Origin of the sequence: Streptomyces sp. NPDC059010 (assembly GCF_042740355.1) — a bacterium.
In the GTDB taxonomy this organism is placed as follows: Bacteria; Actinomycetota; Actinomycetes; order Streptomycetales; family Streptomycetaceae; genus Streptomyces.
On record NZ_JBHYJA010000030.1, the window covers coordinates 43,721 to 56,018 of the forward strand.

Genomic DNA, 12,298 nt, shown 5'->3' on the forward strand with positions numbered 1-12,298 from the left:
GTGCTGTGTGCGGAACGCATTGAGCCAGTTCCGTCGGAAGTCTGCACACCGGAGTTGAGCCAGAATGAGGGAGGCCGGTCGGCGGAGAGAGGGGACCCTGAATGGCGCAGGCGCGGCCGTCGATGCAGGAGCTGATCCGGCAGCGCAGACGGGCCGGGTTCGTGGGGCGGGGGGCCGAGCGGGCCGCGTTCCGGGAGAACCTCGACCTGCAGCCGGAGGACGAGCGACATCGCTTCCTCTTCCATGTGCACGGCAATGCGGGCGTCGGCAAGACCTTCCTGGTACGGGAGTTGGAGCAGGTCGCCCGCGAGAAGGGGGCGCACACGGCGTACGTCGACGAGACCGTCGGCAGCGTGCCGGAGGCGATGGCGGCGATCAGCCGTCAACTTGCCGCGCAGGGACACAAGTTCAAGGAACTTGAGCGGCTGCTCGCCGCCCATCGGGAACGACGGCATGAGGCGGAGGCCGCCGTCGCCGCGCTGGACCCGGAGCCGCAGGCGCCGTCGGCCGGCAGTACGGCGGTGATGCGGGCCGGGCTGGTGGGGCTGGGCATGGTGCCGGGGATCGGTGCCTTCGCCGGGGCCCTCGACGCGGCCCACCTCGCGCAGGGCGCCGACCGGCTGCGCGCGGGGCTCAGCTCCCGCTTCCGAAACGAGGACGACGTGCAGCTGGTGCTGTCCCCGGAGCGCGTGCTCACACCGGTGCTGCTCACCGAGCTGTCCGACGCGGCAACGGCGGCGCCCTGGATCGTCCTGTTCTTCGACACGTACGAACGCACCGGCCCGTTCCTGGACGGCTGGCTGCACGAGGTGATGACCACGGACCGCCACGGCACGCTGCCCGCCACGGTCGTCGTGGTCACCGCAGGCCAGCACCCCTTCGACACCGCCCGCTGGGGCGGCTTCGCCGACTTCATGACCGACGTGCCGCTCGGCCCGTTCACGGAGACCGAGACACGCGGACTGCTCGCGGACAAGGGAGTCGTGGCCGAGCCGGTGGTGGAGGAGGTGCTCCGCCTCACCGGTGGACTGCCGGTACTGGTCTCGACCCTGGCTGACCAGCGGCCCACCGGCCCGGACGACGTGGGCGACCCCAGCGCCACGGCCGTCGAACGCTTCCTGAAGTGGGAGCAGGATCCCGTACGCAGGGCAGTGGCCCTCGCGTGCGCACTGCCCCGGCGCCTCGACGTGGACGTCTTCCGGGCGGCCGTGGAATGCCCGGACGAGGACGTCGACCCGCTCTTCGGCTGGCTGCGCGCCCTGTCGTTCGTGGACGACCGCGGGGACCGGCCGCGCTATCACGACCTGGTGCGTGAGCCGATGCTCCGGTTGCAGCGGCGGCGGTCTCCCCGAAGCTGGACCGAGCGCCACGAGAGGCTCGCGGGTGTCTTCGGGCGCTGGCGCGAGGAGGCGGCGAGCGGCCTGGGCGCCTATCTGGAATGGGCGGACGAGCCGTGGCGCGAGCTGCGGTTGGAGGAGACGTACCACGCGCTGTGCGCCCGCCCGCGTGCGGCGCTCGCCGAGGCGCTGCGGGACCTGGTGTGGGTCTGCGGCACCGACGAGGTGGCCGCCCGCCGCTGGGCCCGGATGCTGGCGGAGGCGGGCGAGGCGACGGACGACCCGGCCCTGCGCGAGTGGGGCCGGCTGCTGCGCGAGGCCCTCGCGGACGACGCGACCGCGTTGACCAGGCTCGCGGACCTGGTCCTGTCCCGTCCCGGGCTGGACGCGCGCGGGCGGGCGGCCGCGTACACGTTCCGGGCGAGGGAACTGCGCCACGAGGGAAAGTACGAACTGTCCCTGGCCGATTCCGACCGGGCCATCGAGCTCGATCCGGAGCTGACCCCGGCCCACGCCGGCCGCGGTCTCACTCACCGAGCTCTCGGTGACTTCGCGGCGGCACTGGCCGCTTTCGACCGTGCGGACGCGCTGACCCCCGACGATGAGTGGATCACCGCCGAGCGGGCGCAGACCTGCCGGATGGCGGGCCGTTTCGAGGAAGCCATCGCCGGCTTCGACCGGGCCATCGCCCTCGACCCGACCGATCCCGCGTTCCTGACCGCCCGAGGCCTGTGCCGACAGGCGCTCGGGCAGTACGACGAGGCACTCGCCGACTTCGATCAGGCGCTGAGCCTCGACGAGAACCATGTGTGGCCGCTTGTGCGCCGGGCCCGCCTGCGCCGGATGACGGGAGAGTGGGACACGGCGTTCGCGGACTTCGACCGCGCGGTCCGTATCGCGCCCGACTCTTCCTGGGTGGCATCGGAACGCGGTGACGCCTACCGGCTCACGGGCAGGTTCGAGGAGGCCGTCACCGAGCTCGGCCGAGCGATCGCCCTCAAGCCCGACTACAGCTCGGCGCTCGCGAGCCGGGGCTGCGCCCAGCTTGAGCTGGGCCGCCACGAGGAGGCTCTGGCCGATCTCGACCGTGCCATCGAGCTGACCCCCGACTACACCTGGGCGTTGGTGATGCGGGCCCGGGTGAGGGGCGGACTGGACGACCAGGAAGGCAGGTTCGAGGATCTTCGGCGAGCCGACGAGGTGCAGACGGAAGGCGGTTGGGCCGCCGGTGAGTTGGGCGAGGCCTACCGGCTCGCCGACCGCTACGACGAGGCGCTCGCCGCATTCCACCGGGCTCTGGAACAGGATCCGGACTACGACTACGCATGGGCTTCCCTCGGGGCGACCCACCGCGCCCTGAAGAACTACGAGGAGGCCCTCCGCAATCTGGATCGCGCGACGGCGTTGGACCAGGACTACGGATGGGCCTACGGCCAGCGGGCGCGAGTCTGTCTGGCGATCGGGCGGAGCGAGCAGGCTCTCGCCGACCTGGACCGGTGCGTCGCGCTGGAGTCGGAGACGGAGTGGGCGCGCCGCGCCGCCATCGAGGTGCTGATGCTGTGCGGCCGTTGGGAGGAGGCGTCCGCCCGTCTGGCCGACGCGGAAGGAGCTGGGTCACCCGACGGAGCCGACCTGGACGATCTACGCATCGAGCTGCACCGTCACAGCGGAAACTGGTCGGAGGCACGACGAATCGCCGAACGGCTGCGCGAGACGGAGCCCCTCGCCGGTACCTTCCAACTGGCCTTGACCATGGGCCGATCCGAGGGCCTGCGGTCGGCGGAACCTCTGTGGCGGGAGCTGGCCCGGTCCTTGGACGAGGACGATGAGCTGGGGGAGCCGGAACGCGCCCAGGCACGCTGCTTCATCGCCTGCGCACTCGCCGACTGGGCCGAGGCCGACCAAGGACTGGCCGACTTCTTCGCCATGGAGCCGGGCTGGGACGAACTGGCGAACGTCGCCGCCATCCTCACCGACCTCCTGGACAGCCCCCACACGCACCGGACCCACCTCGCCCCCCGCCTGACGGCGGTCACCGAGGCATGCGAGGCGGTACGGGCGCGTTAAGCGGAATGACCTTTGCTGGCCGAACGGGACGTACGGCGCCTGGCCCCGGCGGTCTCCGCCTGGCTGGAGAGGGGTGTTCCGTCCACCGTCGTACAGGGGGCCCTGACGAACGGCCTGCCCGCGGACCCCATCAAGAACCCGGCGGCATTCCTGGCCCACCGCCTCGAAGCGCTCCTCCCGCCGCCTCTCCCGGCCCCGGCACATCCCCCGACCCCCGTCCGCCCGGATCCACTCCAGACCTGCGACGGCTGCGAGCGTACGTTCCGCTCTTCACGGCCGGGACGATGCCGGGACTGCCGTCCGGTCGGCGTGGCGGCGTAGAGACCGCTGATCCCCCATGCCTGAGCTGACTCCGGACGCGCTGCGGGCTGCCGTCGCGCGCATCGCGCCGAGCCGGATCCAGGCCACACAACACCTCTTCGAGGCCACGACGAACGCCCAGCAGACCCAGAGCCTCGCCCCGCTGCGACCTTCGTTCACTCCTGGGCCGTGTTCGTGGCGATCGAACGGCACCCGGAACGCGCGGCGCGGCTGCGTGAGCTGGAGCGAATCGTGGACGCGGGGGAGCAGACCCGGCGGAGGCGATCGCCGAGATCCGCGCGATCCGAGAGACCGCTGAGGCAGAGGCGGGACTGTGACGGACTGGGCGGCCGGCCCCGGTCCGGGGGACAGCTGACCACTCAGGACCATTCGGAACCACCCGGGATCACTCAGGACCACTTCGGTCACACCTCGCATACCGATCCGCACCCTGAACCGATCGTCCCCGGTCGATTACAGTGGCGAACTGTCGTGCGGTCGGACGGTGTCCCGGGGAGGTCTTGGTGAGTGCGACAGCCGGCGCCGTCTGGGGCCGTACCGAACAGCAGGACTTCCGTAGCCGGGTGCGCGGCACGCTGCTCGGTGTGGCCGTCGGAGACGCCCTCGGGGCGCCCGTCGACGGGCTCGGGCTGGAGGAGATCCAGGAGCAGTACGGCGCCGAGGGCCTCGCCGATCTCGGGTTCGGGTACGGTCGGCGCGGCGCCGTGAGTCATCTCACCCAGCTGACCCTCTTCTCGGTCGACGGCCTGATAAGAGCCCAGGTGAGACGGGACACCGGCGCCTGGCATCCGCCGACCGACCTGCACCGGGCGTATCTGCGCTGGGCCGCCACCCAGCGGGACTGGGGACCCGACGAGCGCCGCAAGGACGACGGCTGGCTGGCCCGCGAGGAGTGGCTGTACGCCCGCCGGGACCCGACGCGCGCCCTGCTCCTCGGCCTCGGTGACGACGCCATGGGCACGCTGGAGTCGCCCAAGAACGCCGCCGAGCTCGGGCCGGAGGCAGTCGCCCGTTCCGCGCCCTTCGGGCTGCTCGTCGGCTGGGAGCCGCAGCTCGTCGTGCAGCTCGCCGTGGAGTGCGCGACGCAGACCCACGGCCACCCCGTCGCCTACCTGTCGGCGGGCGCGTACGCGGTGATCGTGCACGGCCTCGCCTGCGGGGAGAGCCTCGACGGCGCCGTACAGCGGGCCCTCGCACTGCTCGCCCTGCGGCCCGGGCACGAGCCCGTGTCCGACGCGTTGCAGCATGCGCTGGGTGCCGTACGGCAGGGCATGCCCAGCCCGGCGCGGGTGGAGGAACTCGCGGCCGACGGCTCGGCTGACGGACTGCTCGCGGCCTCCGTGTACTGCGCCCTGGTGGGGGAGGACGTCCGGCACGGGCTCTGCCTCGCCGTGAACCACGACGGCCCCTCCGCCGCCGCGGCCGCCCTCACCGGCGGCCTGCTCGGCGCCCTGCACGGCGAGACCGCCCTGCCCCCGGCGTGGCTGGCCGAACTGGAGGGCCGCCCCACGATCCTCGAACTGGCCGACGACTTCGCGATGGAGATGACCCAGGGGCCGGCCCTGCACGGGCCGGGGGGCTCGTCCCCGGGGTGGCTGGCCAGATATCCACGGGCTTAGGGGGAACGGTGGGGGCGGCGGGGAACAAGGTCGTACGGACCGTCATATGGCTGGTGCTGTCCGCCACGGCTCTCGTCCTGGGAGTGGTGATGGCCTTCGAGGTCCGCGGAGCGATGGAGCGGGAGCGGGAGTTCCGTGCCGCGCCGACGTGCGCCTCCGTCCCGGTGAAGGCATCGGGGTGCCGGTGGGAGCAGGACTTCACCGTTCGGGCGGCGGAATTGAACCGCGGTAGGAGGAACGGGTCACCTGAGGCGGAGTTGCTGCTGCCGAGCGGTAAACCGTGGGAGGTGACGTTCCGGCAGGCGGATCCGGTGGTGTCGGAGATGGCACCGGGCGAGAAGGTCGTGGGCCTGATCTGGCACGGTCAGGTCGTCGAGGTCCGGGACGCCGACGGACGACGGCAGCAGACCTCGTCCGGGCCCGTGGGGTGGCCCGAGGACCGCCTCGGCGGCGCGCTCGCCTGTACCGCGTTCGGCCTGACCGCCCTGGTCGGATCGCTGTGGCCGCTCTTCGCACGGCGCAACCGGCGGCACGCGAAGGCGGCGACCGTGGTGCGGTGGCACGCCGTCGGTATCGGGGGCGCGGCCATCCTGACGCTCTGGGCGCAGTCGGCCAACGACTGGCCGATGTGGGCGATCCCGGCGATCTGGGGGCCGCTCGCGCTGCTCCTCCTGGCCTGCATGGTGGCCTTCGTCCTCGCCGCCCTGCGCGGCGACCTGGACGACGACGCCCCGTCCACACCACCGCCAGTACCCCAGTCCTGAGCTCGACCGTCCCACCGGCCTGCTTGGCCGGTGTGGGCTCGCCGCGGCAGGCGCCCACACCGGCGCGGGATGTCAGTCCTTCGCGTGCGTGCCCACCGCGTCCTCCACGCCCCCGGCGGGCGCCGGCACCGCGGCCGCCGCGGCCCCGTCCCCGTCCGTATTGATGCGCTCCACGATCGCGAGCCGTTCCGGGGTGTCCTCCGGCTTGAGGAAGCCGATGAGGATGTACAGGACCAGCGAGACCGCGAGCGGGATGGAGACCTGGTACTGGAGCGGTACGCCGCCCTCGATCTGCCAGCTGATCGGGTAGTTGACCAGCCAGAACGCGAGCAGGCCCATCGACCAGCTGGTGAGCGCGGCCGTGGGGCCGGAGCGGCGGAACGGGCGGAGCAGGCCCAGCATCATCGGGATCGCCATCGGGCCCATCAGGCCGGCCACCCACTTGATCACGACGGTGATGATGTCCTTGAACGCGGGGGAGTTGACCTGCGTCGCCGCCGCCATGGACAGGCCGAGGAAGACGACGGTGGTGATCCGGGCGACCTTCAGCCCCTGCCCCTCGCTCCAGGTCCGCGCCCGGCGCCAGATCACCGGCGCGCAGTCCCGGGTGAACACGGCCGCGATGGCGTTGGCGTCGGAGGAGCACATGGCCATGGTGTGTGAGAAGAAGCCGACGATGACCAGGCCCAACAGGCCGTGCGGGAGCAGCTGTTCGGTCATCAGGCCGTAGGAGTCGGATCCGTCCGGCTTCTGGGACTCGACCAGCAGCGGCGACATCCACATCGGGAAGAACAGCACCACCGGCCAGACCAGCCACAGCAGGGCCGACAGCCGTGCCGAGCGCTCGGCCTCGTACGGAGTGGCCGTGGCCATGTAGCGCTGGGCCTGGTTGAGCATGCCGCCGTTGTACTCGAAGAGCTTGATGAAGAGGAAGGCGAGCAGGAAGACCGTGCCGTACGGGCCGACCAGCGGCTCGCCGTGTCCCTGCAGCTCCGGCTCGTCCCAGGCGCCGAGGAAGCCGATGCCCTTGTCGTTCAGCTTCAGGATGACCGCGACGAACATCGCGACGCCTGCCAGCAACTGGATGACGAACTGGCCGAGTTCGGTGAGCGCGTCCGCCCACAGCCCGCCGATGGTGCAGTAGACGGCGGTGATGCCGCCGGTGATGAGGATGCCCTGGTTGAGCGACACTCCGGTGAAGACCGACAACAGGGTCGCGATCGCCGCCCACTTCGCGCCCACGTCCACGATCTTCAGCAGCATGCCGGACCAGGCCAGCGCCTGCTGGGTCTTCAGGTCGTAACGGCTCTTCAGGTACTCCAGCGGAGAGGCCACATGCAGCCGTGAACGCAGCCGGTTGATACGCGGCGCGAAAAGCTTCGAGCCGATGGCGATGCCTAGTGCGATGGGGAAGGACCAGGTGACGAAGGACGTGACGCCGTAGGTGTAGGCGATGCCCGCGTATCCGGTGAACATCACCGCGCTGTATCCGGACATGTGATGCGAGATCCCGGACAGCCACCACGGCATCTTGCCGCCCGCGGTGAAGAAGTCGCTGACGTTGTCCACCCGCTTGTGCGACCAGACGCCGATCGCCACCATCACGCCGAAGTAGCCGACGAGCACGGCCCAGTCGAGACCGTTCATGTGCGTCCTCCCAGGGTTCGGCCCGGGGCTCATCGTGGGTGCTGTCGCGTGAACACGACAAGTGAGTGTAAGGTCAAAGGGAGGTAAAAGTATTCGGCATGATGGCCTGCGTTCATCTACATGAACGTCATCGCATCAGCTCCCCGGCGTTGACCAGCAATGACTGCCCGGTGATCGCCCGCGCCAGGTCCGACGCGAGGAACACGGCCGCGTTGGCCACATCCCCGTCCGTGGCCAGCTCCGGCAGCGCCATCCGCTCCGTCAGCCGCTTGAGTACGTCCGCCTCCGGCACGTCCTCCGTGTGCGCCGTGAACTGGACGAACGCCTGCACCGGCGGCCCCCACATCCAGCCCGGCAGCACGGTGTTGACCCGGATGCGGTGCGGGCCGAGCTCGCGGGCCAGTGAGTACATCGCGCTGGTCAGCGCTCCCTTCGACGCCGCGTACGCTGCCTGCCGCACCTGCGAGGGGGCGGCGACCGAGGACTGTGTCCCGATGAAGACGACCGAGCCCCCGCGCTCCTTGAGGGCCGGGAGACAGGCCCGTGTCATGCGCAGCGACCCCAGCAGGTTCACGTCGATCACCGACTGCCACGTGGTGAAGTCCGCGTCTTCCAGGCCGCCGAAGTAGCTGTCCCAGGCGGCCACATGGACGACCGCGTCGATCCGCCCGAACCGCTCCCGCGCGAGCGCCGCCAGCGCTTCGCACTGCGCCTCGTCGGTGATGTCGGTCGCCCGGTGCGCCGTGTGCGCCCCGTCCGGATCGATCTCGGCCGCGCTCTTGGCGAGGTTGGCCTCCGTGCGCGCCCCGAGGACCGCGTTCCCGCCGTCGCGCACCACCGCGGCGGCGACCTGGTGACCGAGGCCGGCGCCCACTCCCGACACGACGACGGTCTTGCCTACGAGCAGTGACATTCCGCTGCCTCCCGACTCTGGACGCGATATCTGACGGCCCGTCAGAGTATGGGTGACAGCAGGAAAGGGGAACCGCATGAGCGAGGACACGCGTAGCCAGGACACCCGCAGCGAGGACACGCATAGCGAGGCATACGCCGAACTGGCCGCCGTAGGCCCGTACGGAGTCCGCCCCGGCCACGCCCTGATCACCATGGTCGAGCCGCACCCGGGGCACGAGTACGCCTACAACCGCTGGTACGAGGACGACCACTACTACGCCGGCGCGATGGCGATGCCCTGGATGTACGCGGGCCGCCGCTGGGTCGCGACCCGTGATCTCCAGCTCCTGCGCTACCCCGAGAAGTCGGCGATAGCCCAGCCGGTCACCGCCGGCTGCTACATCTCGACGTACTGGATCACCGCCGGCCGCTACGCCGACCACATGCGCTGGACGGTCGCCATCAACAAGCGCCTCAACCGCGACGCCCGCGTCTACCAGGACCGCACCCATGTCTTCACGGCGTTCCAGGACCACGAGGCGACGGTGTACCGCGACGGCGCGGCGGGCCCCCGCGACTTCCACGCCCTGGACCACCCCTACGCGGGCCTGGTCGTGCAGGTCGTCGACGCCGAGTCGCCGGAGCGGCGCGCCGAGTTGCTGGAGTGGCTGCGCGCCCGCCATCTCGCCAAGCGCCTCGCGGGCTCACCGGCCGCGATGGTGACTCTCTTCCGGCCCACGCCCCTCCCGCTGGACCGCATGTCGTACGTCAAGCAGGTCGAGGGCACGGACACCCGCCTGACGCTGCTGTGGTTCCTGGAGGAGGACCCCAGGCAGTGCTGGGAGGAACACTTCACCGACCTGGGCACGGCGGTGGGGGAGTCGGGGCTGGGGAGGGTGGAGCTGGTGGCGCCGTTCGTGCCTACGGTGCCGGGCACGGACCGGTACGTGGCGGAACTGCGCTGAAGAGGGCCGGCGTTGCGCAGAGGCGGCCGGGCTCCGCACTGTCGCGGCCGGACGCGGGCATGGCCGAGCCCCCTCGGCAAGGACGGCGGGCTGGTCGAGAGGGCTCTGGCTGTGGTGCTTGTGCAGTTGTCGATCGTGGAGTCGGTTGACGGGTGAGGATCAGACAGACCCGCCCCTTACGCTTTGACCGACGCCACGAACGTGTTCCACGCGTCAGCGGGGAACGCCAGGATCGGGCCCGCGGGGACCTTGGAGTCCCGCACCGCCATGGCCGCCGTGACCGGTGACTTGACCTCGACGCACGCGCCGTTTCCTGTCGAGTACGAGGACTTGGTCCACGTGTCCGTGGAACCCTGACGAATTGCCATGTTTGCTCCGAATTGCCAGATGTTGAATGCTGTCACCGTCCCGCGTGTCCGGACCGGAACTGCAGGCCGGGACCTGCGGGACGATTCACGCCAACCTTGTTGCTCGGTGGCGTGATCGACGCTACTCGCCAACATCGGCTTACGAAGCGACTATTCACTCGGGTGGGTGCATATTCCAGTGGACTCTTCCATCCCGCCCTGGAGGAGGTGTACCGTGCGGCGTCCTCCGGTCGGGACGGGGTGCTCAGCGGGCGTATTCCTTCGCGATGTCCGCGATGAACTGGCGTGACTGGTCCACGTTCAGGGCCTGCGCCCGCAGGTGCTCGTACATCACGCTGTACTTCTGGACGTCGTTCGCCTTCTCCAGATACAGGTCGCTGGTGACGCCCTCGATGTAGACGACGCTGGAGTCGGCCGCGTCCGGGAACTCCAGGATCGCGTACTGCCCGTTCAGGCCCGGGTGCGAGCCCATCTCGAAGGGGATCACCTGCACGGTGACGTGCGGCAGCTGGGACTGCTCGACGAGCTGTTCCAACTGGTCACGCATCAGGGAGCGGTTGCCGACGACCCGGCGCAGGGCGGCCTCGTCCATGACGGTCCACAGGCGCAGCGGGTTCTCCTGGGTGGAGATTCGTTCCTGTCGCCGCATCCGTACCTGGACCCGCTTCTCGATCTCGGTCGGCGCCGTCTCCGGCAACGCCCCGGAGATCAGGGCCTCCGCGTACTGCTTGGTCTGCAACAGGCCCGGGACGACCTGGGGGTCGTACACGCGCAGACTCGCCGCGTCCGTCTCCAGCCCGATGTAGACGCTGTAAGGGATGTCGCCGAAGGAATGCCACCACCCCTGCTGCCGCGAATCCTTGGCCATCTGCATCAGCGAATCCACGATCCGGTGGTCCTCCACCTCGTAGACCCCGCACAGATCGCGGACGTCGCGCTGGCTGATACTGCGCCGTCCGTTCTCCAGCCGGCTGATCTTCGACTGCGACACCAGCAGCCGTTCGGCCACCTCTTCGGCCGTCATGCCCTTGAGCTCGCGGAGCCGGCGCAGCTCCTGGCCCAGCCGGCGTCGCCTGACGGTGGGATTGACATTGGACGCCACGGGACGTGCACCTCCGGCTGCCTGCCTGTGATTGCCACTTTGCGTATCTGCTGTTGAGCAGACTGCCACCAAGGTGCTTACTACCGCTGGGAAACGGTGGATATGCGCTGGATACGCGCCAGTTCGGGGACAACGCCGGGACATGCGGCCGCGCGGGGCGGCGGAACCCGTGTCCCGTCCGTGTCTCACGGACATACGGTTCCGTCGCCCCGCGCGGACCAGCGGCTCCCGAACCGGGTCTTGGGGACTGCGGCGCGGCGCTCGGTGTGCGTGTGGAGCGTGTCGTACGTGGTGCCTGCGGTTGTGCTGGGTGAACGGCTCCGGTGGTGCGGTCGTGGGACTGCGGCTCAGTGGGCCACGACACGCGCCATGGATCCGCGGTGCGGCTGCACCGGAACGCCACGGGCGGGTTCCGCTGCGGCCCTGCCTCCGGGTGCGGCCTGACGGCCGGCCGCCGGGGCGGGGCTGCGGCGCGGCTGGGCCGCCGCACCGTTCTGGACGTCCATCACGGCGTGCGCGACGAGACCGCCCATGGGGTCGTGCCTGATCAGATCCCGCAGCCGGGACCTTGAGGACCTGCCCTCATTGCCCGGATACAGGTGTTTGCCGAGGCCGACCGCGTGTGCCAGGGCGGCGAGCGCCGCGGTCCGTGGGTCCGGCGGTACGCCGGTACGGATCGCGGAATCCAGCCGGGCCCTGATCTCCCGGCTGATGTCGTTGTCCGTCGCCTGGTAGCGAGTCGTCGGCAGCACTCCGCACATCTGTCCTGGTACGGCGGCAACCATGCCGCACCTCTCCAGATGCGAGAGATAGGTCTGGCGCAGCCCCAGCCGGGGCCCGCCAATCCAATGGACGGCACGCACGGGAGCGCCACGCCTTCGCAGCAACTCCAACGCGCAGTCCAGTGTCGGATCTCCAGTCGGCCGTGGTACTACCACGGCGATACGATCCCCGTCAGGGGCTATCCGACCGGCCAGCGCCAGCTCCACTAGCTGTGCTCCGGCCAGGCCGAGGTCGAGCGACTGCGGCTGTGCGGTGGTTCCCGTGGTCGGGTCCAACGCCAGCAGCAGAAGCTCCTCCGGAATTGTTCTGCGGCTCCTGCCCATCCATGCCTCCCCGCGTGGATGAATGACAGGGTGACCCCTCTCACATTGGTCTGTCGAGAGTGCGTGACCTGTTTGTGAGGGAACCAGTAGGTATGTCGTTCTCGTCTA

The 12,298-nt window shown here is 70.2% G+C and carries 9 protein-coding genes; 4 read left to right on the forward strand and 5 right to left on the reverse strand.

Going from position 1 to position 12,298, the window contains the following annotated elements:
- Positions 1 to 101: 101 nt before the first annotated feature.
- The 3 genes from ACFWYS_RS29185 (at position 102) to ACFWYS_RS29195 (ending at position 6,108) form a co-directional block, all read left to right on the forward strand.
- Positions 102 to 3,404 (forward strand): tetratricopeptide repeat protein, encoded by a 3,303-nt coding sequence (locus ACFWYS_RS29185; protein WP_384775177.1) that lies wholly within the window; start codon positions 102 to 104, stop codon positions 3,402 to 3,404.
- A gap of 824 nt (positions 3,405 to 4,228) precedes the next feature.
- A complete protein-coding gene (locus tag ACFWYS_RS29190) occupies positions 4,229 to 5,344 on the forward strand; it encodes an ADP-ribosylglycohydrolase family protein (RefSeq protein ID WP_384775180.1) in 1,116 nt (371 codons plus the stop codon).
- An 8-nt stretch (positions 5,345 to 5,352) separates the two neighbouring features.
- Positions 5,353 to 6,108 carry a hypothetical protein gene (locus tag ACFWYS_RS29195; protein ID WP_384775183.1) on the forward strand — a complete coding sequence of 252 codons (756 nt, stop codon included), beginning with the start codon at positions 5,353 to 5,355 and terminating at the stop codon, positions 6,106 to 6,108.
- 72 nt (positions 6,109 to 6,180) lie between these two features.
- On the opposite strand, the gene ACFWYS_RS29200 is transcribed toward ACFWYS_RS29195, so the two are convergent.
- On the reverse strand, positions 6,181 to 7,755 hold the full coding sequence (locus ACFWYS_RS29200; protein WP_384775186.1) for a sodium:solute symporter family protein: 1,575 nt from the start codon (positions 7,753 to 7,755) through the stop codon (positions 6,181 to 6,183).
- A gap of 127 nt (positions 7,756 to 7,882) precedes the next feature.
- Positions 7,883 to 8,668: an SDR family oxidoreductase gene (locus tag ACFWYS_RS29205; protein ID WP_384775189.1), complete on the reverse strand. Its 786-nt coding sequence runs from the start codon at positions 8,666 to 8,668 to the stop codon at positions 7,883 to 7,885.
- Between the two features lie 76 nt (positions 8,669 to 8,744).
- Here ACFWYS_RS29205 and ACFWYS_RS29210 point away from each other — a divergent pair, with 76 nt between their 5' ends.
- Entirely contained in the window at positions 8,745 to 9,614 is an 870-nt protein-coding gene (locus ACFWYS_RS29210) for a hypothetical protein (protein ID WP_384775192.1), read from the forward strand.
- Between the two features lie 176 nt (positions 9,615 to 9,790).
- On the opposite strand, the gene ACFWYS_RS29215 is transcribed toward ACFWYS_RS29210, so the two are convergent.
- The 3 genes from ACFWYS_RS29215 to ACFWYS_RS29225 form a co-directional block, all read right to left on the reverse strand.
- Positions 9,791 to 9,982 (reverse strand): DUF397 domain-containing protein, encoded by a 192-nt coding sequence (locus tag ACFWYS_RS29215; RefSeq protein ID WP_384775195.1) that lies wholly within the window; start codon positions 9,980 to 9,982, stop codon positions 9,791 to 9,793.
- Between the two features lie 244 nt (positions 9,983 to 10,226).
- Positions 10,227 to 11,084, reverse strand: coding sequence for a helix-turn-helix domain-containing protein (locus ACFWYS_RS29220; protein ID WP_384775197.1), 858 nt, complete (start codon positions 11,082 to 11,084; stop codon positions 10,227 to 10,229).
- 347 nt (positions 11,085 to 11,431) lie between these two features.
- Positions 11,432 to 12,190 carry a GPP34 family phosphoprotein gene (locus ACFWYS_RS29225; protein WP_384775200.1) on the reverse strand — a complete coding sequence of 253 codons (759 nt, stop codon included), beginning with the start codon at positions 12,188 to 12,190 and terminating at the stop codon, positions 11,432 to 11,434.
- Positions 12,191 to 12,298: the final 108 nt, after the last annotated feature.